This is a genomic window from Streptomyces sp. NPDC047014 (genome assembly GCF_040644195.1).
Taxonomy (GTDB): domain Bacteria; phylum Actinomycetota; class Actinomycetes; order Streptomycetales; family Streptomycetaceae; genus Streptomyces.
The window spans coordinates 14,384-38,335 of the sequence record NZ_JBEYVX010000019.1; the positions used below are offsets into that span (position 1 = coordinate 14,384).

At 73.4% G+C, this 23,952-nt stretch carries 20 protein-coding genes; 8 read left to right on the top strand and 12 right to left on the bottom strand.

From position 1 onward, the window contains the following. The first annotated feature begins 42 nt into the window (after nucleotides 1–42). Nucleotides 43–414 (top strand): F0F1 ATP synthase subunit epsilon, encoded by a 372-nt coding sequence (locus ABZ873_RS14120; RefSeq protein ID WP_030708154.1) that lies wholly within the window; start codon nucleotides 43–45, stop codon nucleotides 412–414. 163 nt (nucleotides 415–577) lie between these two features. Next, nucleotides 578–1,024, top strand: coding sequence for a DUF2550 domain-containing protein (locus ABZ873_RS14125; protein ID WP_360870227.1), 447 nt, complete (start codon nucleotides 578–580; stop codon nucleotides 1,022–1,024). A gap of 109 nt (nucleotides 1,025–1,133) precedes the next feature. Here ABZ873_RS14125 and ABZ873_RS14130 read toward each other — a convergent pair whose 3' ends face one another. From ABZ873_RS14130 to ABZ873_RS14140, 3 genes are all read right to left on the bottom strand, one after another. Next, complete coding sequence (locus ABZ873_RS14130; protein ID WP_360870230.1) at nucleotides 1,134–3,035, bottom strand: glycoside hydrolase family 18 chitinase; 1,902 nt, start codon at nucleotides 3,033–3,035, stop codon at nucleotides 1,134–1,136. A gap of 125 nt (nucleotides 3,036–3,160) precedes the next feature. Then, nucleotides 3,161–3,814, bottom strand: a complete 654-nt coding sequence (locus tag ABZ873_RS14135; protein ID WP_360870233.1) for a response regulator transcription factor — start codon at nucleotides 3,812–3,814, stop codon at nucleotides 3,161–3,163. Between the two features lie 34 nt (nucleotides 3,815–3,848). Further along, nucleotides 3,849–5,021 carry a histidine kinase gene (locus tag ABZ873_RS14140; RefSeq protein ID WP_360870236.1) on the bottom strand — a complete coding sequence of 391 codons (1,173 nt, stop codon included), beginning with the start codon at nucleotides 5,019–5,021 and terminating at the stop codon, nucleotides 3,849–3,851. A gap of 154 nt (nucleotides 5,022–5,175) precedes the next feature. Between ABZ873_RS14140 and ABZ873_RS14145 the strand changes: the two genes are divergently transcribed. After that, entirely contained in the window at nucleotides 5,176–5,811 is a 636-nt protein-coding gene (locus ABZ873_RS14145; RefSeq protein ID WP_360870239.1) for a hypothetical protein, read from the top strand. Nucleotides 5,812–5,839: 28 nt separating this feature from the next. On the opposite strand, the gene ABZ873_RS14150 is transcribed toward ABZ873_RS14145, so the two are convergent. Then, nucleotides 5,840–6,412, bottom strand: coding sequence for a cob(I)yrinic acid a,c-diamide adenosyltransferase (locus ABZ873_RS14150; RefSeq protein ID WP_360870242.1), 573 nt, complete (start codon nucleotides 6,410–6,412; stop codon nucleotides 5,840–5,842). A gap of 214 nt (nucleotides 6,413–6,626) precedes the next feature. On the opposite strand from ABZ873_RS14150, the gene ABZ873_RS14155 reads away from it, so the two are divergent. The 3 genes from ABZ873_RS14155 to ABZ873_RS14165 all read left to right on the top strand — a co-directional run bounded on the left by ABZ873_RS14155 (nucleotide 6,627) and on the right by ABZ873_RS14165 (nucleotide 11,115). Further along, a complete protein-coding gene (locus tag ABZ873_RS14155; RefSeq protein ID WP_360870245.1) occupies nucleotides 6,627–7,475 on the top strand; it encodes a 3-hydroxyacyl-CoA dehydrogenase family protein in 849 nt (282 codons plus the stop codon). 176 nt (nucleotides 7,476–7,651) lie between these two features. Beyond that, nucleotides 7,652–7,975, top strand: a complete 324-nt coding sequence (locus ABZ873_RS14160; protein ID WP_360870248.1) for an STAS domain-containing protein — start codon at nucleotides 7,652–7,654, stop codon at nucleotides 7,973–7,975. A 194-nt stretch (nucleotides 7,976–8,169) separates the two neighbouring features. Beyond that, entirely contained in the window at nucleotides 8,170–11,115 is a 2,946-nt protein-coding gene (locus ABZ873_RS14165; RefSeq protein ID WP_360870251.1) for an ATP-binding protein, read from the top strand. A 75-nt stretch (nucleotides 11,116–11,190) separates the two neighbouring features. Here the strand turns inward: ABZ873_RS14165 and nucS are convergent, their stop codons facing one another. Then, nucleotides 11,191–11,862, bottom strand: coding sequence for an endonuclease NucS (nucS, locus tag ABZ873_RS14170; RefSeq protein ID WP_360870254.1), 672 nt, complete (start codon nucleotides 11,860–11,862; stop codon nucleotides 11,191–11,193). A gap of 220 nt (nucleotides 11,863–12,082) precedes the next feature. Here nucS and ABZ873_RS14175 point away from each other — a divergent pair, with 220 nt between their 5' ends. After that, entirely contained in the window at nucleotides 12,083–12,475 is a 393-nt protein-coding gene (locus ABZ873_RS14175) for an SCO5389 family protein (RefSeq protein ID WP_030009605.1), read from the top strand. A 21-nt stretch (nucleotides 12,476–12,496) separates the two neighbouring features. Here the strand turns inward: ABZ873_RS14175 and ABZ873_RS14180 are convergent, their stop codons facing one another. Further along, nucleotides 12,497–13,528: an LLM class flavin-dependent oxidoreductase gene (locus ABZ873_RS14180; RefSeq protein ID WP_360870257.1), complete on the bottom strand. Its 1,032-nt coding sequence runs from the start codon at nucleotides 13,526–13,528 to the stop codon at nucleotides 12,497–12,499. Nucleotides 13,529–13,759: 231 nt separating this feature from the next. Between ABZ873_RS14180 and ABZ873_RS14185 the strand changes: the two genes are divergently transcribed. Then, entirely contained in the window at nucleotides 13,760–14,086 is a 327-nt protein-coding gene (locus ABZ873_RS14185) for an ATP/GTP-binding protein (protein ID WP_360870260.1), read from the top strand. Nucleotides 14,087–14,098: 12 nt separating this feature from the next. Here ABZ873_RS14185 and ABZ873_RS14190 read toward each other — a convergent pair whose 3' ends face one another. The 6 genes from ABZ873_RS14190 to scy form a co-directional block, all read right to left on the bottom strand. Continuing rightward, the gene (locus ABZ873_RS14190; protein WP_360870263.1) at nucleotides 14,099–14,932 is read right to left on the bottom strand and encodes an ABC transporter permease; all 834 of its coding nucleotides are present in this window, start codon (nucleotides 14,930–14,932) and stop codon (nucleotides 14,099–14,101) included. Beyond that, nucleotides 14,929–16,041, bottom strand: a complete 1,113-nt coding sequence (locus tag ABZ873_RS14195; RefSeq protein WP_360870266.1) for an ABC transporter ATP-binding protein — start codon at nucleotides 16,039–16,041, stop codon at nucleotides 14,929–14,931. The genes ABZ873_RS14190 and ABZ873_RS14195 overlap by 4 nt, the downstream gene beginning before the upstream one ends. Nucleotides 16,042–16,209: 168 nt before the next feature. Next, complete coding sequence (locus tag ABZ873_RS14200; RefSeq protein WP_360870415.1) at nucleotides 16,210–16,989, bottom strand: ABC transporter permease subunit; 780 nt, start codon at nucleotides 16,987–16,989, stop codon at nucleotides 16,210–16,212. Between the two features lie 2 nt (nucleotides 16,990–16,991). Further along, nucleotides 16,992–18,032, bottom strand: a complete 1,041-nt coding sequence (locus ABZ873_RS14205) for an ATP-binding cassette domain-containing protein (protein ID WP_360870269.1) — start codon at nucleotides 18,030–18,032, stop codon at nucleotides 16,992–16,994. A 115-nt stretch (nucleotides 18,033–18,147) separates the two neighbouring features. Next, nucleotides 18,148–19,086: a cellulose-binding protein gene (locus ABZ873_RS14210; protein WP_360870272.1), complete on the bottom strand. Its 939-nt coding sequence runs from the start codon at nucleotides 19,084–19,086 to the stop codon at nucleotides 18,148–18,150. A 196-nt stretch (nucleotides 19,087–19,282) separates the two neighbouring features. Continuing rightward, a complete protein-coding gene (gene scy, locus ABZ873_RS14215; RefSeq protein ID WP_360870275.1) occupies nucleotides 19,283–23,839 on the bottom strand; it encodes a polarized growth protein Scy in 4,557 nt (1,518 codons plus the stop codon). Nucleotides 23,840–23,952: the final 113 nt, after the last annotated feature.

The window sequence follows — 23,952 nt, forward strand, 5'->3', positions numbered from 1 at the left end:
AACACCCGGCCGACCCGCCGGGTGGTGACCCGAGGAGCCACCTTGGCTGCTGAGCTGCACGTCGAGCTGGTCGCGGCGGACCGCAATGTCTGGTCCGGCGAGGCCACCCTTGTTGTCGCCCGCACCACGTCCGGCGACATCGGCGTCATGCCCGGTCACCAGCCGCTTCTCGGTGTGCTGGAATCGGGCCCGGTGACCATCCGTACCAGCGAGGGCGGCACGGTCGTCGCCGCGGTGCACGGCGGTTTCATCTCGTTCGCGGACAACAAGTTGTCGCTGCTGGCCGAGATCGCCGAGCTCGCGGACGAGATCGACGTCCAGCGTGCGGAGCGGGCACTGGAGCGCGCGAAGGCGGAGGCGGATGCCGCCGCCGAGCGTCGCGCTGATGTCCGGCTGCGCGCCGTGACGGGCTGAACGCCCGTCGGAGTGTGAACAGCTGAGCCCCGGAGGGAGACCTCCGGGGCCCGGCAGACCTCAGCCGCGGTCCGTGCTGGAATTTTCCAGACCGGGTCGCGGCTGAGGCGATGCAGGTCTGTTTTTTCTCATGCGTATTCGATGAGCGAGGAGGTCGGTGAAGATGCTCCTCGCTCTGCTTGTGAGCGGCCTGGTCGTCGCCCTGGTGGTGATCGGCCTGTTCGTGTTCGGTCTGCGGCGCAGACTCATCCAGCGCTCCGGCGGCACCTTCGACTGCAGTATGCGCTGGGGGGTGTCCGAGGAACCGGACGTCTCCGGCAAGGGCTGGGTGTACGGGGTCGCCCGCTACAGCGGTGACCGTATCGAGTGGTTCCGGGTGTTCTCGTACTCCCCGCGGCCGCGCCGGATGCTGGAGCGCTCCTCCATCGAGGTGCTGGCCCGCCGCGCCCCGGAGGGCGAGGAGGAGCTGGCGCTGCTGTCCGACGCCGTCGTGCTCGGCTGCCGCCACCGCGGTACGCGCCTGGAGCTGGCGATGAGCGACGACGCGCTGACCGGTTTCCTCGCCTGGCTGGAGGCGGCCCCGCCCGGCCAGCGGGTGAACGTGGCCTAGGCCCCTCGCGGGGGCTCGCGCGTGGAGAAGCCGGGGAGACGGGGGCGGACCCGTCTCCCCGGCTTCGTTCTTGTCGCCGGAGCGTGCTGCCCGAGCCGGCCCGGGCCGGTTACTGGAGCCCGGAGTGGACCGCCGTGGCGAGTTCACCGTTGGCGGTGTCGCCGCTGAACTCCCAGTAGAAGGCTCCCCTCAGGCCCTGCTGCTTGGCCCAGGTCATCTTCCCGGCGATGGTGGCGGGGGTGTCGTAGCTCCACCAGTTGCTGCCGCACTTGGCGTAGGCGGTGCCGGCGACGGTGCCGGTGACCGGGCAGCTGTTCTTGAGCACCTTGTAGTCCTCGATGCCCTGCTCGTACGTGCCCGGGGCCGGTCCGGTGGCGGTGCCGCCGGGGGCGGCCTGGGTGACGCCGGTCCAGCCGCGGCCGTAGAAGCCGATGCCGAGGTTCAGCTTCGAGCCGGGCACGCCCTTGGCCTTGAGCTTGGCGATGGCGTCGGCCGAGTTGAAGCCGGCCTGGGGGATGCCGGCGTACGAGGTGAGCGGGGAGTGCGGGGCCGTCGGGCCCTGGGCCGCCCAGGCGCCGAAGAAGTCGTAGGTCATGACGTTGTAGAAGTCGGTGTACTGCGCGGCGCCCGCGTAGTCCGCCTTGTCGATCTTTCCGCCGTCCGAGGCGTCGGCGGTGATGGCGGCGGTGACCAGGTTGTTCGCGCCGAAGCGGGTCTTCACGGCCTGCATCAGGTTCTTGAAGGCCGCCGGGCCGCTGGTGTCGCAGGACAGGCCGCAGGCGTTCGGGTACTCCCAGTCCAGGTCGATGCCGTCGAAGACGTCGGCCCAGCGCGGGTCCTCGACCAGGTTGTAGCAGGACTGGGCGAAGGCGGCCGGGTTGGCGGCGGCCTGCGGGAAGCCGCCGGACCAGGTCCAGCCGCCGAAGGACCACAGGATCTTGATGTTCGGGTACGCCTTCTTCAGCTTGCGCAGCTGGTTGAAGTTACCGCGCAGGGGCTGGTCCCAGGTGTCGGCGACGCCGTCGACGCTCTGGTCGGCGGTGTACGCCTTGTCGTAGTCGGCGTAGGAGTCACCGATGGTGCACTGGCCGTTCTGGACGTTGCCGAAGGCGTAGTTGATATGCGTGATCTTCGCCGCGGTGCCGGAGGTGACCAGGTTCTTCACGTGGTAGTTGCGGCCGTAGACGCCCCAGTTCGTGAAGTAGCCGAGCTTGACCTTGTCGCCCGGGTCCGGGGGGATCACCCCGCCGGTGGTGGTCACCGAGAGGGTGCCGGAGGAGGGGCCGGTCTGGTCGGCGGTGTCGCGGGCGGTGACGCTGTAGCCGTAGGTGGTGCCCTTGGTGAGGCCCGTGTCGGCGTACGTGGTGCCCGTGACGGTGGCGATCTTGGCGCCGTTGCGCAGGACGTCGTAGTTCTTGACGCCCTTGTCGTCCGTGGCGGGGGACCAGGACAGGCTCAGCGAGGTGTCGGCGACGTTGCTCGCGGTGGGGGTGCCGGGAGCGCCGGGGGGAGTGTCGCCGGGCTGGGTGCCGCCGTCGCAGGAGGCGCCGTTGATCTTGCAGCCGCCGGGGGAGCCGGAGCCGGAGCCGTTGAACCCGAAGCTGGCGGAGGCGCCCGGGGCCAGGGAGCCGTTCCAGCCGAGGTTCTTGGCGGTCCAGTGGGTGCCGGAGCTGGTGACGGTGGCGTCCCAGGCCGAGGTGACGGCGGTGCCCGCCGGGTAGTCCCACTCCACGGTCCAGCCGCTCAGGGGGGTGGTGCCGGTGTTCTTCACCACCCACTTGCCCTCGAAGCCGGAACCCCAGTCGGAGACCTTGGTGTACGTGGCGGTCGCCGAGGCGGCGGCCTGGGCCGGGCCGGCCAGGGCGACCAGCCCGGTGACGGGCAGGGCCAGCGTGGCGACGACCGCCGCGACCCTGGTGAAGAACCTCCCGCGCCGGGTGCGGGGTGGGGATGCTGTGCTCAAGGGTGCTCCTCCGTAGGTCCGTCGCCGCCGTGGGGCCGGCTGCGACATGGGGGTGGGACCTGCGCCGCCCGTGAGCACGCTTTGTCATGGCACGCTCACCACAGTGTTGCGGTGAGCGTAGAAAGGTCTGGACCAACCGTCAAGAGGTCTGGACCGGTGCGGGCCGCCTCCCCTCAGATCCCCAACTCCTGTGCCAGTACGGCGGCTTGCAGGCGGCTGCGCAGCTCCAGCTTGCCCAGCAGCCTGCTGACGTGCGTCTTCGCCGTGGCCTCCGCCATCTCCAACCGCTCCGCGATCTCCGCGTTCGACAGCCCCTCGCCCAGCGCGCTCAGCACCTCGCGCTCGCGCGGCGTCAGGGAGGCGACCGCCGCCGCCGTCTCCGGCGCCGGGGCGGCCCTGACCGGACGGGGCGCGGCGAACTCGGCGATCAGCCGCCGGGTCACCGCCGGGGCGATCAGGCCCTCCCCGCGCGCCACCGTCCGTACCGCCGCGATCAGCTCCGCCGCGTCCGCGTTCTTCAGCAGGAAGCCCGCTGCGCCCGCGCGCAGCGCCCCGAAGACGTACTCGTCCAGGTCGAAGGTGGTCAGCACCAGCACGTCCGCCAGCCCCTCCGCGACCACCTGCCGGGTCGCGGACACCCCGTCGAGCCGGGGCATCTGCACATCCATGAGGACGAGATCCGGCCGCAGCTCCCGCGCCAGGCGCACCGCCTCCTCCCCGTCCGGGGCCTCGCCCACCACCTCCACGTCCCCCGCGCTGCGCAGGATCAGCACCAGGCCCGCGCGCACCGCGCCCTGGTCCTCGGCCACCACCACCCGGATGGTCATCTCGCCACCCTCTCCTTCCGTGTCCTGCCCCGCCTCACGCGGGCAGCGCCGCCCGTACCCGCCACACCGCGCCCGCGCGGCCCGCCGTGAAATCCCCGCCCAGCAGCTCCGTCCGCTCCCGCATGCCGATCAGGCCGGCTCCGGAGCCGGGGGCGCGGGGCCCGCCGCGCTCCCCGAACGGCGAGTCCACCCCGACGGTGAGCAGCCCGTCCGCCCGCGCCACGCGCACCGTGACGGTGCCGGGCGCGGCGTGCTTGAGCGCGTTGGTCAGCGACTCCTGGACGATCCGGTACGCCGCCAGCTCCACCGGGGCCGCGGCCGGCTCGCCGGGGGGCCGCTCGTCGCGCAGCTCGAAGCTCAGCCCGCTGGCGGCGCCGTTCGTGCCCGCCTGGGCGACCAGGGAGTCCAGGCCGTCCAGCGAGGGCACGGCCACCGGCTCCCGCTCGCCGCCCGCGTCCCGCAGCAGGCCGATGAGCCGTCGCATTTCGGCCAGCCCCTGCACGCTGTTCTCGCGGATCACCCCCAGCGCCTCGCGGCCGGCCGCCGGGGTGTCGATGGAGAGCGCCGCCGTGGAGTGGATCGCGATGGCGGAGAGGTGGTTGGCCACCATGTCGTGCAGCTCCCGGGCCATCCGCGCCCGCTCCGCGGCCACCGCCTGGGTACGGTCCATCTCGGCCAGCAGCGCTGTCTGCTCGGCCCGCAGCCGGGCGGCCTCGGCGGCCTCGCGGTGGTTGCGCAGGGTGGCGCCGGTCAGCGCCGGGGCGAAGCTGATGATGCCGGTGACCGCGCCGATCAGCAGGGCCTGCGGGGTGCGCAGCCAGGCCACCGAGACGATGGTGACCACCACCGTGATCAGGCCGGTGGAGACCGGGAGCCGCCGGGCCATGGCGGGCTTGCCGTAGACGACGGCGGCGTACATCAGGTCGGTGAAGATGATGATGGTGGCGAGGCTGCCCACGGTGAACTGGTCGGCGACCACCCCCACGGTGCCCACCGTCGTCGTCAGCCGGGGCGCGGTCCGCCGCAGCAGCCCCAGCCCGCCGAGCACCCCGAGGGGGACCAGGGCCGCCCACGCGGGCAGCCAGTCGCGGCTGGGACTGCTGTGGACGCCGAGCGACCAGAAGGCGAGGCCCGCGGCCACACTGACCCCCGCGAGGAGGATGTCGTCGCGGTGGGGGCGCAGGCTGTTCGGGATCACGGTCCCCATCCAACAGGGTGCGGGGGACGCGTACCTCGCCGGAGCGGTGGAGCCGCGGATACATCGAAGGATGCAGGCCCGGCTGGGCCCTGGCGACGACGCGCCGGGCGGCGGCGGACGGGAGCCTTGAGGGACCGAGCAACCCGAGCGGACGGAGAGTCCTGTGATCGTCGCGCTGATCATCGCCTGTGAGATCGGCTTCTGGGTCCTGCTGGTGGCCGGGCTCGCCCTGCGCTACCTGGCGAAGATGCCCCGGCTGGGCGCGGCGGTCCTGCTGTGCGAGCCGCTGATGGAGCTGGTCCTGCTCGTCGTCACCACGATCGACCTCAGGAACGGCGCCCAGCCGGACTGGAAGCACGGCGTGGCCGCCCTCTACGTCGGCTACACCGTCGCCTACGGCCACTACACGGTGAAATGGCTCGACGGGCACGCCGCCCACCGCCTGGCCGGCGGCCCCAAGCCGCCCGGCGCCGGCTACGGCCGGGCCCGCGCCGTCCACGAGTGGAAGCTGTGGCTCCGGACCCTGCTCGCCGCCGCCGTCGGCATCGGCCTGCTCCAGGCGGCGATCTGGTACGTCGGCGACGCGGGCGACATCAGCTCGCTGCGGGGCTGGCAGGCGGCCGCCCTGCGCGTGGCCGGAATCCACGCCCTCGTCGCGCTCGGCTACACGGTGTGGCCGCCGAAGGCCCCGAAGGGCGCCGAGGGCGCTGGGGCCGCCGAGGCCGCCAAGGGTACGGAGGGAGCCGCGGGAGCCGGGGGAGCCGGCGACGAGCCCGCCCTGTCCCGTCCCGGACGCTGACCCCGCGCCCCGCGCCCCGGACCCCGTACTAGCGCTCGCCGCCCGGCACCCACAGCACGTCCCCGACCTCCTTGTTGGCCACCCGGGCCAGGATGAACAGGAGGTCGGAGAGGCGGTTGAGGTAGGTGGCGGTCAGCGGGTTCATCACCTCGCCGTGCACCTCCATCGCCGCCCACGTCGACCGCTCGGCGCGCCGGACCACCGTGCACGCCTGGTGCAGCAGGGCCGCGCCCGGGGTGCCGCCGGGGAGGATGAAGCTGCGCAGCTTCTCCACCTGCTCCAGGAAGTGGTCGCAGTCCGCCTCCAGCTTGTCGATGTAGAACTGCTCCACCCGCAGCGGCGGGTACTGCGGGTTCTCCACCACCGGCGTGCTCAGGTCGGCGCCCACGTCGAACAGGTCGTTCTGGACCCGGACCAGCACCTTCACCAGCTCCGCCGGCAGGCTGCCGAGGGCGATGGCGGTCCCGATGGCCGCGTTGGCCTCGTTGGTGTCCGCGTACGCCGAGATCCGCAGGTCGGTCTTGGCCGTGCGGCTCATGTCGCCCAGGGCGGTCGTGCCCTTGTCGCCGGTACGGGTGTAGATGCGCGTGAGGTTCACCATGCGGCCAGGGTAGACGGACCCGGCGGGGCGGTTCCCGCGACGGGTCCGGGTGAACTGCGCGGCCGGGCAGGGCTGCTGGGCCGGACCGGTGTGATGTCCGTCATCTGAGACGTGACGCGTGTTACTTCACGGTCACACCGCACCGCCCGACCGCTAGTCTCCGCCGGAGTGGCTGCGAAGCCGTGCCGTATTTGAGAACAACGAGGGGTGTGCAGTGGCTGGGAAGCTCGCCGTCATCGGTGCGGGACTCATGGGGTCCGGAATCGCTCAGGTCTCCGCTCAGGCGGGATGGGACGTCGTGCTGCGCGATGTCACCGACGCCGCGCTGACCCGGGGCACGGACGGGATCAAGGCTTCGTACGACAAGTTCGTCTCCAAGGGCAAGCTGACCGCCGAGGACGCCGAGGCGGCCCTCGCCCGCATCACGACCACCACCGACCTCGACGCCGTCGCCGACGTGGACATCGTGGTGGAGGCGGCCTTCGAGAAGATCGAGATCAAGCACGAGATCTTCCGCGCCCTGGACAAGATCGTCCGCGAGGACGCCATCCTCGCCTCCAACACCTCCGCCATCCCGATCACCAAGATCGCGGCCGTGACGGAGCGTCCGGAGCGCGTCGTCGGCGCCCACTTCTTCTCGCCCGTCCCGATGATGCAGCTCTGCGAGCTGGTCCGCGGCTACAAGACGAGCGACGAAACCCTCGCCACCACCCGGGCGTTCGCCGAGTCCGTCGGCAAGACCTGCATCGTCGTCAACCGCGACGTGGCCGGCTTCGTGACGACCCGTCTGATCTCCGCGCTGGTCGTCGAGGCCGCCAAGCTCTACGAATCGGGCGTGGCCACCGCCGAGGACATCGACATCGCCTGCAAGCTGGGCTTCGGGCACGCCATGGGCCCGCTGGCCACCGCCGACCTCACGGGCGTGGACATCCTGCTGCACGCCACCAGCAACATCTACACCGAGTCCCAGGACGAGAAGTTCGCGCCGCCGGAGCTCATGCGCCGCATGGTGGACGCCGGGGACTTCGGCCGCAAGAGCGGTCAGGGCTTCTACAAGCACTGAGCTCACGCGGGCCCCTGAGCGCCGCCGTTCGAATGCCCTTCACCCGTCAGGGTGAATTAGGTATCGGTTCGCTCACGGTCGGCAACTTCCCTGCCCGCGCGGCAGTCAGTTGCAGTGAGAGTTGCCGACCAGGACCAAGTGGAATCACTACGTAGGCAGTACCGCCGGGAGTACACATGCACATCAGGGGCGACCACGCCGAACTGGCCGTCGGGGGCCGCCTCGACGTGCGCAGCGCGGCGGACGCCCGTACGGTCCTCCACTCCGCCCTCGACGACGGCACCGGCGACCTCGTGCTCGACCTCACCGCGCTCGACTCCTGGGACGCCACCGGGCTCGGCGTGATCATGGGCGCGCACCGCCGGGCCGGCCGTACCGGGCGCCGCCTCGTACTGCGCGGCGTGCCGCCGCAGATGCAGCGGCTGCTCGTCGCCACCCGCCTGCACCGCATCCTCGCGATCGAAGGCGGCCTGGAGGCGGAATCGCTGCCCCGGGTCTGACCGGCCCGCCGGTGAACTCCGCATTTCCGGCCGAAACGTAACGGTCCGGGGGTGATCGCGCCCCGGTGGGTTTCCCGCACGACCGGCCACGGTCTAGGGTTCGGGCGGAAACCGGAACCAGTGGCGACAGCGGGAGCGCGACGGCCGGGCGGTACGACGGCGAGGCGCGCGGCCCGCGATCGGGGGACTGGGTCATGGACCGTACACACGGGCAGAACGTGCCGACGGGACCGGACGAGCGGTCCGCGGACGGCCCCGCGGCGCCCGCCGCCACCCCGCCCGCGGGGCAGCAGCCCGCCCGGGTCGTCACCCTCACCGCCGGGGACCACACCCTCACCGTCAACCCCGTCGACGGCAGCGAGATCGAGCCCCTGCGCCCCGACGCCGAGCGCCCCCGCCCGGCGAAGCGGACCCCGGCCGGGCGCCGGGCCCGCGAGGCCGCCGCCCGCCCGCCCGTTGCCCCCGGCGGCGCGATACCCGCCCGGCCCCTGCTCGAACGCGCCGAGGAACTGGAACGGCTCGTCCGCCTCCTGGGCCGCGGCCGCTCCGTCCGCCTCACCGGCCCCGCCGGCTCCGGCCGCAGCACCCTGCTCGACGCCGTGGCCCTGCGCTGCGGCGCACTCGCCCCCGACGGCCTCGTCCGCCTCAGCGGCCACGGCCACCAGCAGCCCGGCGAACTCCTCCACGCGCTCTACGCCGCCGTGTACGAGGCCCCGCAGGAGCGCCCCGGCCAGGACGAGCTCCTGGCCCGCGTCCGCGAGATCGGCGCCGTCGTCCTCCTCGACGACCTGGAGATGGGCGGCCCCGCCCTCGACGAACTGCTCCACGCCACCCCCGAATGCGCCTACCTGCTGGCCGCCACCCCCGCGACCCGCGCCCCCTCCGACGACTCCCACATCGAGGAGGTCTTCCTCGGCGGGCTGAGCCGGGCCGGCTGCCTGGAACTGCTGGAGACGGGCCTCGGCCGCCCCCTGACGGACGAGGAGACCGCCTGGGCGGGGGACCTCGCCTTCGCCTCCGAGGGGCTGCCGCTGCGCTTCGTACAGGCCGCGGCGCTGCTGCGGCAGCGCGACGAGCTCAACCGCACCGACGAGGAGGACGACGGCGAGGAGCCCGGCGTCTTCGAGGAGCGCCCGCGCGACGGCGTCCACGTCCCCCTGCCGACGCTCGCCGAGGGCGCGGCCCCCGCCGAGCTGCTGGCCTCCCGGGTCAGCGAGTCGGCCCGCGCGGCCCTGCGTACCGCCTGCGCGCTCGGCGGCGAACTGCCGCACCACGCGCACCTGCCCGCGCTGGTGGGGGACACCCACGCCGACACCGCGGTCGCGGAACTGCTGGCCTGCGGCCTGCTCACCCCCGTCGGCACCCGCTACCGGCTGGCCTCCGGCGTGGCCCGCCAGCTGGAGGACGCCGCCTACGGGGACACCGCCGCGGAGGAGGCCCGTACGGCCGCCCGGCACTACGTCTGGTGGACCGGGCACGCCTCGGTGCTCCCGGAGCGGGTCGCGGCCGAGGCGGACGCGGTGCTCGCGGCACTGGCGGGCGCGGACGTGGTGGCCGCGGTACTGCTGGCCCGTACGGCGGCGCCGGCCTTCGCGGCCTCCCTGCACTGGGAGGCGTGGGAGCGGGTGCTGCGCTCGGGCGCGGAGGCCGCGCGCAAGGCGGGGGAGGTCGCCGAGCAGGCGTACTTCCACCACGAGCTGGGGGTGCTGGCGCTGTGCGAGGGGCGGGTCGACCGGGCCCGCACCGAGCTGGAGACCTCGATCGGGCTGCGCGGCGCGCTGGCCGACAAGCGGGGGACGGTCGCGGGGCGGCGGGCGCTGGCCCTGGTCGTGGACCGCGAGAAGGCCGGCGTGTCCGCCTCCCCGCCCCTCCGCCTCGCGGCTCCCGCCACAGGCCCGGAGGCCGCTACGACGGCCCTCCCGACGGCGGAGACCACCGCCGAGGCGGCCGCCCCGACGGCCCCGCTGCCGAAGGCGACCGCCCCGACGGCTCCGCTGCCGAAGGCGGCTGAGCCGACGCCGTTCCCGAAGGTGACCCCGCCTGCCGCTGCGACGAACCCGCTGCCGAAGGCCGCTGACCCGACGGCCCCGCTGCCGAAGACGCCCGCGCCGACACCGTTCCCGCAGGTGAACCCGCCTGCCGCTGCGACGGAGCCGCTGCCGAAGGCTGCCGCGCCGACGCCGTTCCCGAAGGTGACCCCGCCTGCCACTGCGACGGAGCCGCTGCCGAAGGCTGCCGCGCCGACACCGTTCCCGCAGCTGGCTCCGCCCGCCGGTGCGACCACCCCGCAGCCGGCCGGTGCCGAGCCGACGACGCCGTTCCCGAAGGTGACCTCGTCCGCCGGGCCGACCGCGCCGCTGCCGAAGGCGGGCGCGCCCCTGCCGCCCGCCGGGGGCGGCGTGGAGGCCGGGCCGGCCGGGGCGGCGGCGTCGCGGCTGCGGAAGGATTCGGCCGTCTCCGAGGCGGCCGTGAACCGTGTGGCGCCCGTGACCCCCGTCTCCTCCGAAGCGGTGACCCGGATGACCCCCGTGGTGCCCGTGACCGAGCGCCCGGAGCCGCCCTCCGCGCTCTCCGACGTCTTCGCGGACGCCTTCCCGCTCTCCCCGCAGCCCGCCCCGCCCACCACCCGCGTACCCCTCGTCGCCCCCGCCCCGCCCGCCCGCGCCCCGGGCCGCCGCCGGCGCGCGCTGCTCGCCGTCGCGGGGGCGCTGGCGGTGGTCACGCTGGGCACCGTCGTGAGCCTCGCCATGAGCTCGTCGGACCCCGAGGACACCGCCCCGCCCGCGGACGGCCCCGCCGTGTCCTCCACCCCGGCGGCCTCGGCCGCGCCCACCACCGTCCAGCAGAACAGCGGGAACGATCCTGCACCGGAGCCGCCCGTGACCGCGCCCTCCGAGGCCGGCACCACCCCCGAGGCGAGCGCCGCCGCGCCCTCGCCCGGCCGCACCCCGGGCCGGACCCCCTCCCGCCGCCCCTCCACCGGCCCGTCCAACTCCCCGCGCCCGGGCACCCCTTCGCCCGCGCCGACCACCGCGGACCCGAGCCCGACGCCCACGGACACCGGCGAGGCCAGCCCCACGGCCACCGCCCCCACCGGACCGGGCACGGCCACCGCGACCGGGGCCACCACGGCCCCGTAGCCGCCGGGAACACACAGAAGGCCCCGTCCGCTCCCGGACGGGGCCTTCGTACGCGCGCCCGCGCGCCGGACGGGCTCAGAACAGCCGGAGCTTGTCGTCCTCGATGCCGCGCAGCGCGTTGTAGTCCAGCACCACGCAGTCCATCCCGCGGTCCGTCGCGAGCACCCGCGCCTGCGGCTTGATCTCCTGCGCCGCGAACACCCCGCGCACCGGGGCCAGATGCGGGTCGCGGTTGAGCAGTTCCAGGTAGCGGGTCAGCTGCTCGACGCCGTCGATCTCACCGCGCCGCTTGATCTCCACGGCCACCGTCGCGCCCGATGCGTCCCGGCACAGGATGTCCACGGGCCCGATCGCGGTCATGTACTCGCGCCGGATCAGGGTGTAGCCCTCGCCCAGGGTGTCGATGCGGTCCGCCAGCAGCTCCTGGAGGTGCGCCTCCACGCCGTCCTTGATCAGACCGGGGTCGGTGCCCAGCTCGTGGGAGGAGTCGTGGAGGACTTCTTCCATGGTGATGATGAGCTTCTCGCCCGCCTTGTTGACGACCGTCCACACCCCGGCCTCGTCCCCGCTCCCCTCCTTGAGGGTGCACGGCGGCGACATCCAGTTGAGCGGTTTGTACGCGCGGTCGTCCGCGTGGATCGAGACACTGCCGTCGGCCTTCACGAGGATCAGACGGGGTGCCGAGGGCAGATGGGCGGTGAGCCGGCCCGCGTAGTCGACGGAGCAGCGGGCAATCACGAGACGCATGGTCGGCAACGCTACTCGACCTACGGCCCTCCACGCGATTCGCCCCTGAAAGCCCCGTTCGCCGATGGCGCGTTGTATGCGCATTCTCCTGGTGCGTCACCCTTGGGACGCCTACCGTGGTGAGCGGGAGGTTGCGGTGCGTGCACGCTGCGTCGTCACCTCCTTCCCTGCCCGTAAGACTCCGGCAACCCGAACGGCCGGGGTCGCGAGAGGAGAACCCATGTCGCTCGACGTCTCACCGGCCCTACTCGAACAGGCCGAGCGAGGCGAGGTCGACGAAGCCGCATTCGTCGACTGCGTCCGGACCTCCCTGCCCTTTGCATGGGAGATGATCAGCTCGCTGGTGGCACAGCTGAAGGTGGACGGCGGAGAGTTCGCCGACAACCAGACGCCGCCGCCGGACGAGCAGGCGCGCGGGCAGCTGCTGCGCGCGCTCGCGAGTGACGCGATACGCGGTGCGCTGCAGCGGCACTTCGGCGTGCGCCTGGCCTTCCAGAACTGTCACCGGGTGGCGGTCTTCCCGCTGGATCCCTCGGTGGACGACCGCCTGGCCAAGTTCACTTCCATCCGCGGCCAGCTGCTCAACCAGTCCCCGGAGCTGCGGGACTGCTGAGCAGGGCCGTTTTCGGTGGTCTCAGCCGAGACGGGGCAGGACCTCGACGCCCAGCCGTCGTACGTTCTCCTCCGTCGCGGCGAGATCACCGGAGCCCTCCGTCATCAGGGCGAAGCGCGTGATGCCCGTCCGCTCGGCCGTGGCCGCCAGCCGGTCCGCCGCCAGCTCCGCCGTGCCCACCGGGTGCAGGTCGCACAGCAGTTCCGTGTAGGCGACCGGATCCCGCATCGCGCGTACCCGGCCGTCCACGGTCACATGCGCGTCCAGCCCCTGCCGCAGCCAGCCCGGCATCGCCTTCATCAGCGCCTCGCGCGCGTCCGCGGTGCTGTCCGCGATCTGGCACACGCCGGCGGAGACGTGCCCGGCGGCGGCCACCCGCTCGCGCGGGTGCCCGGCCGCCAGCGCCGTGCTCCGCCACAGCGCGACCATCTCCGCCTTGTTCTCGTCCCCGCAGTGCATGCCGAGCAGCATCGGCAGGCCCCGCTCCGCCGCCGTCCGGACCGACGCGGGCGAGGTGCACGCCACGATGACCTCCGGGCCCGTCCCGTCCCCGTCCAGCGCCTCCGAGGGCCGCGGTACGACGGCCACCTCGCGGAAGGCGTACCGCTCGCCGGCGGCGCCCACCCGGGCCTCGGAGAGCCACCGCCGCAGCAGGTCCAGTGCCTCCGGGAAGCCGTTCTCGTAGGCGTCGAGGCCGCCCCCGAAGACCTCCAGGTCCACCCAGGGCCCGCCGCGGCCCACCCCCAGCGTGAAGCGCCCGCCCGAGGCCAGGTGCAGCAGGGCCGCCTGCTCCCCGAGGGCGACCGGGTGGGTGCTCGGCAGCACGCTCACCGCCGTGCCCACCCGCAGCCGCCTGGTCCGGCCCAGCAGCAGCCCCGCGAGGGTCGCGGCCGAGGGGCAGACCCCGTACGGCACGAAGTGGTGCTCGGCGAGCCACACCGAGTCGAGCCCCGCCTCCTCGGCCACCTCCGCCGTCCGCACCGCCCGGTGCAGTGCCTCGCCCTGTCCCTGGCCCGGGAACTGGGCAGCCAGTACAAACGCTCCTACGCGCATCGCCTTAATCCTCCTCGCGGCTGACGCGGCCTCCCCCAGGTGGACCGGTTCTTCCTATGGCAACAACGTCTGACACGTGCCAAAGGCACGGGCTGACACGAAAGTTATTGGGATTGTCTGGCCAGTCCTCGACGGTGGGCCGGCCGCCCTCCGGCCACCCTGCGGGTAGCGGGGCTCGCTGCGCGTAGTCTGGAAGAAAGTCACTGCCGTCCGCCCCTCCGTGAGGTATACGTGTCACCGCGCAACAACCGCCCCAGGGGCGGCGAGAACCCGGACGACCGCCCCGGTGCCGGTCTGGACCGCTTCGGCCTGGAGCGCACCGAGGAGTACCAGGGCGAGGACTGGAAGGTCCGGCACGTCGCGGGGGCCAGCGCCGCGGGCAAGCGCTACCGCTGCCCCGGCTGCGACCAGGAGATCCCCTCGGGCACCCCGCACCTGGTGGCCTGGCCCGAATACGGCGGCGTGGACGACCGCCGCCACTGGCACAAGGCGTGCTGGAACGCGAAGGACCGCCGCACCTCGAAGGTGCAGCGGTCCCGCAACGCGCCGCGCTACTGAGACCCGCCGGGGTCAGACGTCCCGGCGGCCCGTGAGCACGTAGGAGGCGGCCGCCGCCCCGCCGGCCACCACCACGATCAGCGCCAGGTGCGAGTAGACGCTCGGCGTCGGGCCCAGGTCCCCGCCCTCGGCGACGCCGAAGAGCTGGCTCAGCGCCACCGGCACGTTGTACTGGAGGATGGTCCGGCTCAGCGGCGCGAACGTCTCCCACATGGTGAGCATCCCGCCGATCACCGGCGGCAGCGTGACCAGCCCGATCATCATCGCGATGGCTCCGGCCGCATGCCGCACCAGCGCGCCGATCGCGAGGGCGAGCACCCCGAGCAGGGTGACGTAGAAGCAGCCCAGCAGCGCCCGGAACCACTCGTGGCTCGCGTGCGGGCCGGCCGCGGCCCCGCCGTGCGCGAGCGCCGCCGTGATCCCGACGAGGAACACCGACAGGGCCGTGACGACGAAGGCCGTGGCGCTGAATACCAGGTACTTCGCCGTCAGCACCCGGTAGCGGTCCGGGGCGGCGGTGAAGGTGGTCCGCACCAGCCCGGTGCCGTACTCCGAGGTGATGGTGAGCACGCCGAGCACCATCACCGCGAGCTGCCCGACCAGCAGGCCGAAGAGCGCGGGGGTGGTGAAGGAGATCGACTGGTAGTTCTCGTCGGTGGTCTGCGCGACGACCGCCAGCCCGACCCCGACCACCGTCACCACCAGGGCGCCGAGCGTGAACAGGGTGGAGCGGATCGAGACCAGCTTGGTCCACTCCGAGGCGATCGCGTGCCCCAGGTGCGGCCGCGCCGCGGGGAGGGGGGAGGTGTAGCCACCCTGCTCCGGGGTCGTGGTCGTCGCGGTCATCGGCTGTCCTCGGGGGTGTGCGGGGCGCTGCCGGCGAGCTCGCCGGGACTGCTGGGCATCAGGAAGGGCTGCCCGCCCTCGCCGGGCGGCGGGGGAGCGAAGAAGCCCGTGCGCGGGACCTCCGGCGCGGCCGGTTCCTCCCAGGCGGGCAGGGAGAGCGGGTCGGCCTCCCAGAGCTCGGCCCGCGGGTCGTCGGTGGAGGTGTACTCGACGGCGGACTGCGTCATCCGCATGTACGCCTCCTCCAGCGAGGCCCGGTGCGGCGACAGCTCCCAGAGCCGTACGCCGGCCCCGTGCGCGAGATCCGAGATACGGGGCAGCTCCAGCCCGGTCACGCGCAGTGCGCCGTCGGGCTCCTGGAGGACCCGGCCGCCCGCCCGGGTGAGGGCCGTACCCAGTGCCTCCCGGCCATCGGGGTCGGTGTCGGCCGCGCGCACCCGAGCGAATCCGGCCGAGTTGTGCGCGATGAACTCCTGGGTGCCCATGTCGGCCAGCAGCCGCCCCCGCCCGATGACGATCAGGTGGTCCGCGGTCAGCGCCATCTCGCTCATCAGGTGGGAGGAGACGAAGACGGTGCGGCCCTCGGCGGCGAGCCGGCGCATCAGGTTGCGGACCCAGAGGATGCCCTCCGGGTCCAGTCCGTTGACCGGTTCGTCGAAGAGCAGCACCTGGGGGTCGCCGAGCAGCGCGGTGGCGATGCCGAGCCGCTGGCCCATGCCGAGCGAGAAGCCCTTCGTACGCTGCCGGGCGGCGTCCTGGAGGCCGACCACCGCCAGCACCTCGTCCACCCGCTTCTCCGGGATGCCGGAGAGCTGGGCGACGGAGAGCAGGTGCGTGCGGGCCCGGCGGCCGCCGTGCACGGCCTTGGCGTCGAGGAGGGCGCCGACGTGCCGCTGGGCGTTGGCCAGCTCCCGGAAGGGGGAGCCGTTGATCGTGACCTGGCCGGAAGTGGGCCGGTCCAGGCCGAGGATCATGCGCATGGTGGTGGACTTCCCGGAGCCGTTGGGCCCCAGGAATCCCGTGACGTGACCCGGCTTGACCTGGAAGGACAGCTGGTCGACGGCGGTCTTGGCGCCGTAGCGCTTGGTCAGGCCGACTGCCTCGATCATCTTTCTGCCCCTTACCAGGCCGGGACGGCTTTCGCCCGCGTAAGGGTTAAGAGGATAACGAGATTCCCATGGTTCCGTACCTGGCCGAATCCCTGATGATTCCCTGAGACCGACCCGGGGATCGCCCGGAGGGGCGGGAGAGAGCCCGGGAGGGTCCGGGCGTCGTGCTCAGGCGTCGCGCTTCCTGAGGACGAGGTAGCCCCCGATCACCGAGGCGGCCACCCACAGCAGCATGATCCCGAAGCCGCCCCAGGGCCCGTACGGGGTGGTGCCGCTGTCCATGCCCTCGGGCACCACCTGCATGATCTTGGATCCGGCCTGGTCGGGGAGGTACTGGCCGACCTTGCGGGTCGCGGAGACCGCTCCCAGGATGTTGGAGATCAGCAGGAAGAACGGCACCAGGATGCAGATCGCCAGGACCGAGCTGCGCAGGATCGCCGTCGCGCCCATCGAGAACAGCGCGATCATCGCCATGTAGAGGCCCGCGCCGACGACGGCGCGCAGCACGTTGTCCTCGCCGAGGCCGATGCTGCGGTCGCCCAGGATGGCCTGTCCGAGGAAGAAGGACAGGAAGCTGGTCACCAGGCCGACCACCAGGGCCAGGACGGTGGCGACGGTGAGCTTGCCCAGCAGGAAGGTGCCACGCGCCGGCACCGCGGCCAGGGAGGTGCGGATCATGCCGGTGCTGTATTCGGTGCCGACCACGAGCACACCGAAGACGATCATCGCCAGCTGGCCGAGGACCATACCGGCGAAGCTGGTGAGGGTCGGGTCGAAGGTGATCTGCTGCTCGCGGGGCATGTCGTCGAAGGTCGCGTTCGCGGCGGCGCAGAGCGCGGCGCTGATCCCGACCGTGACCACGAGGGCGGCCACGAGGGTCCAGGTGGTGGAGGCGACGGTGCGGATCTTGGTCCACTCGGAGCGGAGGACGGCGGGGAAGGAGGCCATGGTCACTCGCCGCCCTTGCGCCGCGACTCGAAACCGGCGCCCCAGGCGGGGACGTCGGCGGGCCGGGCCGGGTTGTCGGCGGCCCCGCCCGGTGCGGGTGGTGCGCCTGGGGTGCCGGGTGCGCCCGGGGTGCCCGGGGCGTGGGCGTGGTACTCGACGGAGTCCGCCGTCATCCGCATGAACGCTTCCTCCAGTGACGCCCGTTGCGGGCTGAGTTCGTGCAGCACGATCCGGTGGCGGGCGGCCAGCTCACCCAGCTGCTCCGCACTCACCCCGTCGATCTCCAGCGCGCCGGTCGCCGGGACGGCGACGGCGTCGATGCCCTCCGCGTGCAGCAGGTCCTTCACCTGCTCCTGCTGCGGGGAGCGCAGCCGGACGTAGGTGCGCGAGTTCTGCTGGATGAACTCGGCCATCGTCGTGTCCGCCAGCAGCTTTCCCTGGCCGATGACGACCAGGTGCTCCGCCGTCAGGGCCATTTCGCTCATCAGGTGGGAGGAGACGAAGATCGTGCGGCCCTCCGCCGCGAGCCCCTTCATCAGATTGCGGATCCAGAGAATGCCCTCGGGATCCAGGCCGTTCACCGGCTCGTCGAACATCAGGATCTTCGGGTCGCCCAGCAATGCGGCGGCGATTCCGAGCCGTTGGCCCATGCCCAGCGAAAATCCTTTGGACTTCTTCTTCGCGACGGGCGTCAGGCCGACGAGATCCAGTACCTCGGTCACCCGGCGTTCCGGGATCCGATTCGACTGGGCGAGGCAGAGAAGGTTGTTGTATGCACTTCGGCCACCGTGCATCGATTTCGCGTCAAGAAGTGCGCCGACGTATTTCAACGGTTCCGGGAGTTCCCGGTAGTGCCGGCCGTCGATCCGCACCGACCCGGAGGTCGGGTTGTCGAGGTCGAGCATCATGCGCATCGTTGTGGACTTGCCCGCCCCGTTGGGGCCGAGGAAACCGGTCACCACCCCCGGTCTGACCCGGAAGCTGAGGTGGTCCACGGCGGTCGTCGTGCCGAATCGTTTGGTGAGTCCCTCGAGCTCGATCATGCGGCCACGCTAGAACGCCCGAGGGCCCTACGCCACCTCGAACGGGTGACATAGGGCCCTCGAAAAACCGGGCTTCCGCGCCGCCGGCGCCGGGCTCGGGAGCCGGGCGTCCGTACTAGCGGGTCTGCTGCGCCGGGACGCCGCGGGTGACCGGCTCGTCGTCCACGATCGGGTTGGCCGCCGCGACGGCCGCGCCGGTCAGCGTCGCCAGCATCTCGCGGACGTTGGTCAGCTGCGCGTTGATCGAGTCGCGGCGGTTGGTGAGCGCCGCCAGCTCGCGCTCGGACTCGCTGCGGATGCGGTCGGCCTTGGCGTTGGCGTCGGCCACGATGTCCTCGGCCTGGCGCTGCGCGGTCTCCACCGTCTGACGGGCCCGGCGCTCCGCGTCCGTACGCAGCTTCTCGGCCTCCAGGCGCAGCTGCTCGGCGCGGTGCTCGATCTCCGCGAGGCGCTTCTCGGCCTTGGCCTGACGCGAGGCCAGGTCGCGCTCGGACTGCTCACGGCGCTTGGCCAGGTTGGTCTCGAAGTCCGCGGCGGCCTGGGCGGCCTTGGCGCGGGTCTCCTCGAAGAGCGCGTCGGCCTCCTCGCGCTTGGAGGCCGCGTCCTTCTGGGCCTCGGCGCGCAGCGTCGCCGCGTCTCCCTTGGCCTTCTCGACGATGCGGACGCCCTCGTCCTCCGCCTTCGTCTTGCGGTCGGCGGCGAACGACTCGGCGTCGTTGCGCACCTGCTGGGCGGCCGACTCGGCCAGCTCGCGGTGCTGCTCGGCCGCGCGGCGGGCCTCCTCGCGCAGGTCCTTCGCCTCCTCCTCGGCCAGCCGCAGGATCTTCTCGACCCGGGCGCCGAGACCCGCGTACGACGGCTCCGCGTCGCTCACCTGGGCCTGGGCGTTCTGCGTTTCGAGATGCAGTTCCTCGATGCGCTTTTCCAGAGAGTTGATACGGCCAAGGGCGCTGTCGCGGTCGGAGACCAGCTTGGTAATGCGGTCGTCCACCTGACCGCGGTCGTAACCACGCCGCACGAGCTCGAAGCCGAAGGGGGAGTGAGAGTCGCTCATGGGGTTCCTGTCGAATGAGACCGGTGAGGTGCTACGTGAGGTGTTAAGGGGAATCCTAGGCGCCCAGACGGCGTGTCATCGAGTCAATCCCCGTTTGATCTGGACAATGACACCCCTTTTGAGTGGCAAGGCGGCGGATTGCTTGTCACCCGTTCGCCTGAACCTCCATCAGGTGGACACATCCCTCGGCCCGTGGCTAGCTGTCCGACGACTTGCCACCCGAACGAGTGGATCCCGCTGTCGCTCCGGCCTTCACACCCCCCGCGCCCTGACCGCCGACAGCCGGCTTTCCGCCGCCCGAAGGCGCCTCGAATGATTCCAACGCCTCAAGAACGTCCTGGACACGGGAGATCTCCCCCTGAATGTCCTGCCGCCTGCGCACCAGGACCTCCAGCTCGCGCCGGCCCTCCTCGACCAGCCGCTCCGCCTCCGCCTTCGCCTCCGCGAGGGCCTTCTCGGCCTGCCGGGCCAGGTCGGCCTTCTTCTGCTCGGCCTCCTTGAGCAGCGCCTCCGCCTTGCGCACCGCGGCGATGCGGACCTTGCTCGCCTCGCTGCTCGCGTCCGACACCAGCTCCTTGGCCTTGGCCTCGGCCTCCACGCTCTGCTCGGTCGCCGCGCGCACCAGCTTGTCCACGCGCTCACCGGCCGACTTCATCTGCTCGGCCGACTCCCGGCGGGCCCGCTCGTGCAGCTCCTCGACCTCGCCCTCGACGCGGCCGCGCAGCTCCTCCGCCCGCTCCCTTATGGCGGCGGCGTCGCTCCGCGCGCCCACCAGCAGCTCGTCCGCGTCCGTACGGGCCTTCTCCACCAGCGAGTTGCCCTCGACGGTGGCCTCCGAGGTGATCCGCGCGGCCTCCTTGCGGGCCGCGTCGACCATCGCGTCGGCCTGCTCCTCGGCCGCCGTGGTGGCGGCGAGGGCCTGCGCCTGCGCGTCGGCGGTGAGCTTGTCGGACTCCACCGCCGCCTCCGTGATGAGCCGGTCCACCTGCTCCGCGGCCTCGCTGCGGCGCTTGTTGGCCTCCTCGCGGGCCTCGTCGAGCAGCCGCTCGGACTCGGTGCGCGCCTCCGTACGCTGCCGCTCCGCGGCCGCCGCGGCCTCCGCCTTGACCCGCTCGGCCTCCTGCCGGGTCCGGGTCGCGCGCTCCTGCGCCGAGGACAGCGCCTCGGAGGCGTCCGCCCGCAGCCGCTCGGCCTCCGACGCGGCCTCGCCCACCGTGCGTTCGTTGTCCTTGCGGGTCAGCTCGGTGAGCTTGTCGCCCTCCGACACCGCCTCCGCGATGAGCCGGTCCGCCTGCTCGGCCGCCTCGGTGCGCAGCCGGTTGGCCTCCGCGCGCGCCTCGTCCAGGGTCTGCTCGGCGTCCCGCTCGGCCCCGGCCAGGGTCTCGTTCGCCGCGACCGTGACACGGTCCGCCTCCGCGGTGGCCTCGCCGATGATCCGGCCGCCCTCCGCGCGGGCCTCGGCCAGTACCTCCGCCGCCTCGGCGCGCGTCCGGTCGGCCTCGGCCGCCGCCTCCCCGACGGTGGCCTCGTTGGCCACGCGGGTCTCGTCGATCAGCCGGTCGCCCTCGGCACGCGAGTCGACCATGATCTTCGCCGCGTCCCGCTCGGCGCTCGCCAGGGTCTCGGCGGCCTGCGCCTTGAGCCGGGCCGCCTGCGTGGTCAGCCGCTCGGCCTCGGCCGCGGCCTCGCCCACGGTGGCCGCGTTCGCCGCGCGGGTCTCCTCCGTCAGCCGCTCCGCCTCCGCGGCGGCCTCCGTGATGAGGTGGTCCACCTGCTCCGCGGCCTCGGTGCGCAGCCGGTTGGCCTCCGACCGGGCCTCGTCCAGCGTGCCCGCCGCCTCGATGCGGGTGGCCTCCGCGAGCTCGGCCGCCTCGGTGGTGATCCGCTCGGCCTCCGCCTCGGCCCCCGAGACCGTGGCCGCGTTCGCGGTGCGGGTCTCCTCGACCAGCCGTTCGGCCTCCGCCAGCGCCTCGGCCGTGATCCGGGCGCCCTCGGTGCGCGAGGCGTCCAGGGACTCCGCCGCCTCGCCGCGGATGCGGTTGGCGTCGTCGCGGGCGTCGGCCCGGGTGCGCGAGGCGTCCCGCTCGGCCGCGGCCAGCGCGTCCGTGGCCTCCGTACGCACCCGCTGCGCGTACTCGGCGGTGTCGGCGCGCAGCTGCTCCGCCTCGGCGATCGCGTCGCCGACCGTGCGCTCCGCCAGGGCCTTCGCCGCGTCCGTCTCGGCCCGCGCCTCGCTGCGGATGCGCAGGGCGTCCGCGGCGGCCCGCTCCCGCTCCTCGTGGGCGTCGGCGCGGACCCGTCCGGCCTCCTCCTCGGCCTCGGTCCGCGTCCGCTCCGCCACGTGCTCGGCGGCGCTGCGCAGCCCGGCGATCTCCTCCTCGGCCTGCTCGTGCAGCCCGGCCACGGAGTCCCGTACCTGCTGGGCGGTGGCCTCCGCCGCCGACACCAGCTCCGCCGCGCGGCGCTCGGCCTCCTCGGTCAGGCGGGCCGCCTCGGCCTGCGCCTCCTCCGAGCGGCGGCGGGCCGCGGCCAGCAGCTCCTCGCTCTGCTCGCGGGCCTGCGCCCGCTCCTGGTCGGCGTCGGTCCGGGCCGACGCCAGGGTCTCCTCGGACTCCCGGCGGCGCCGGGCGGCCTCCTCCTGGGCGGCGGCCAGCGCCTCCGCGGCCTCCGCGGCGACCCGCTCGGCCGCCGCCTTGGCCTCGGCGCGCAGCCGGTCCGCGGTCTCCTGGGCCTCCGAGCGCACCCGCTCGGCCTCGGCCTCGGCCTCGCCGCGCAGCCGTACGGCGACCTGCTCGGCCTCGGCGCGCGTCCGGCCGGCGTCCTGCGCGGCCTCCGTGCGCAGCTGGTCGGCCTCCGCCTCCGACTGCGTCTGGAGGGTGCGGATGCGCTCCGCCGACTCGGCGCGCAGCCGGTCGCTCTCCTCCGTCGTCTCCCGGCGGATGCTCTCCGCCGCCGCGCGGGCGTCGCGCAGGGTCTGCTCCGCCGTCGCCAGGCGGCCCTCGGCGTCCGTGTGCAGCCGTACGAGTTCCTCGTCGGCCTCGGCCCGCCGGGCGGCCAGCGCCTGCTCGGTCTCCTCGCGCCGCGCCAGCGCCGCCGCGTCCGCCTCGGCGCGTACCGCCTCGGCCTGCTCCTCGGCCTCGGCGCGCAGCCGCTCGGCCTCGGCGCGGGTCCGCTCCAGGGTCTCCTCGGCCTGCTTGCGCAGGGTGCCGGCCCGCTCCACGGCCTCGGCGCGGACCCGCTCGCTCTCGGTGGTGGCGCCGCCGCGCAGCTCGTCCGCGTCCGCCTTGGCCTTGCCGAGCAGTTCCTCGGCGGTCTTGGCGGCCTCCTCGATCTGCTGGACCGCCTCGCGGCGGGCCTCGCCGCGGATCCGCTCGCCCTCGGCGACGGCCTCCGCGCGCAGCTGCTCGGCCTCGCCGCGCAGCCGCCGGGCCTCCTCCTGGAGCTCGACCGTACGGGCCCGGTACTCCTCGGTGTCGTCCTTCGCGGCGCCCTTGAGCTCGTCCGCGGTCGCCGCGGCCTGCAGGCGCAGCCGATCGGCCTCCGCCTCGGCCTCGCGGCGCATCCGCTCGGCCTCCTCGGACGCCGAGCGGGTGGTGGCCCGGGCGTCCTCCGACGCCTTGTTGAGGATGTCCTCGGCGGTACGGGCGGCCTTCGCGAGCTGCGCGGCCATGTCCTCGGCCGCGGCGGTACGGGCCTGCTCGCCCGCCTCGGTGCGCTGCCGCTCGGCGTCCGCGCGGGCGTCGGCGAGGGCCTGCTCGGCCTCGGCCTTGAGGAGTTCGGCCTCCTTGGTGGCCTGGCCGACCAGCCGGGCGACCTGCTCCTTGGCGGTGCGGGTGCGCTGCTCGTTGACCGACTCGGCCGATGCCAGCTGCCGGGCGGCGCTCTCCTTGGCCCCGGCGAGGACCTTCTCGGCCTCGGCGCGCGCCTCGCGCAGCGCCGAATCGGCCTCCTGCACACGGGACTCGGCCAGCCGGCCGAGGTCCAGGGTCTGCTGCCGGGTCTGCTCGGCCTCGGCGGAGGTGGTCGTCCGCAGCCGCTCGGCGTGCTCGCTGGCCTCCTGGGCCTGCGTGGACGCGGCGGTCAGCAGCCGCTCGGCCTCCTTGCGGGCGCGCAGCAGGGTGGCCTCGGCCTCGGCGCGGCCGGTCTCGGACGCCTCCGCGAGCCGGCGCCGGGTCTCCTCGGCCACCCGGGCGGCCTCGGCGCGGGCCGCGTTCAGGGCCTGCTCGGCCTCGGCCCGCGACTCCTCCATGAGCCGGCGCGCCTGGGCCTCCGTACGGGCGCGCAGCTGCTCCGCCCAGGCCACGTTCTCGTTGACGTGCGCCTCGACGGTCTGGCGGCGCTCGTTGAGCTCCTGGTCCAGCCGCTGGCGGCGGTTGACGGCCTCGGTGTGCAGTTCGGCCTGGAGGCGCGCCTGGTGCTCGGCGTGCTCCTGCAGGATGCGCTGGGTCTGCGCCCGGGCGTCGCGCAGCTCGCGCTCGGCGTCCGAGCGCATCTGGTCGGCCTGGATCTGGGCGTTGCGCAGCAACTGCTCCGCCTGGTAGCCCATGTCGGCGCCGTCGTAGGCGGGCCGGGACGAGAGGGCCCGGCGTACCTCGTGGAGCTTGGCGCGCAGCACCTCGACCTGGTAACCCAGGTCCTCAGCGTGCTGGACGGCCTTCCCGCGCTCCTTCTTCAGCCGCTCCATCTCGGCCTCGAAGCGCGAGAGATGGTCGGCCTCGGCCTGATGGCTCTCCTGGCTTTCGTAGCCCCGCACAGCGCGGTCCCATCCGTCCCCTGGTCGCAAGCTCACTCCAATGAGCATCGCTCGCCCGCTGAACGACGCCCCCGGGGAATGGTGTCAGATACCGGGGCAGGGGTCACAGGCCC

Coding starts and splice junctions, on each gene's coding strand:
- ABZ873_RS14125 (WP_360870227.1), top strand. CDS start 578: ATGCTCCTCGCTCTGCTTGTGAGCGGCCTGGTCGTCGCCCTGGTGGTG.
- ABZ873_RS14130 (WP_360870230.1), bottom strand. CDS start 3,035: ATGTCGCAGCCGGCCCCACGGCGGCGACGGACCTACGGAGGAGCACCC.
- ABZ873_RS14135 (WP_360870233.1), bottom strand. CDS start 3,814: ATGACCATCCGGGTGGTGGTGGCCGAGGACCAGGGCGCGGTGCGCGCG.
- ABZ873_RS14140 (WP_360870236.1), bottom strand. CDS start 5,021: ATGGGGACCGTGATCCCGAACAGCCTGCGCCCCCACCGCGACGACATC.
- ABZ873_RS14150 (WP_360870242.1), bottom strand. CDS start 6,412: ATGGTGAACCTCACGCGCATCTACACCCGTACCGGCGACAAGGGCACG.
- ABZ873_RS14160 (WP_360870248.1), top strand. CDS start 7,652: ATGCACATCAGGGGCGACCACGCCGAACTGGCCGTCGGGGGCCGCCTC.
- ABZ873_RS14165 (WP_360870251.1), top strand. CDS start 8,170: ATGGACCGTACACACGGGCAGAACGTGCCGACGGGACCGGACGAGCGG.
- nucS (WP_360870254.1), bottom strand. CDS start 11,862: ATGCGTCTCGTGATTGCCCGCTGCTCCGTCGACTACGCGGGCCGGCTC.
- ABZ873_RS14175 (WP_030009605.1), top strand. CDS start 12,083: ATGTCGCTCGACGTCTCACCGGCCCTACTCGAACAGGCCGAGCGAGGC.
- ABZ873_RS14180 (WP_360870257.1), bottom strand. CDS start 13,528: ATGCGCGTAGGAGCGTTTGTACTGGCTGCCCAGTTCCCGGGCCAGGGA.
- ABZ873_RS14190 (WP_360870263.1), bottom strand. CDS start 14,932: ATGACCGCGACGACCACGACCCCGGAGCAGGGTGGCTACACCTCCCCC.
- ABZ873_RS14195 (WP_360870266.1), bottom strand. CDS start 16,041: ATGATCGAGGCAGTCGGCCTGACCAAGCGCTACGGCGCCAAGACCGCC.
- ABZ873_RS14200 (WP_360870415.1), bottom strand. CDS start 16,989: ATGGCCTCCTTCCCCGCCGTCCTCCGCTCCGAGTGGACCAAGATCCGC.
- ABZ873_RS14205 (WP_360870269.1), bottom strand. CDS start 18,032: ATGATCGAGCTCGAGGGACTCACCAAACGATTCGGCACGACGACCGCC.
- ABZ873_RS14210 (WP_360870272.1), bottom strand. CDS start 19,086: ATGAGCGACTCTCACTCCCCCTTCGGCTTCGAGCTCGTGCGGCGTGGT.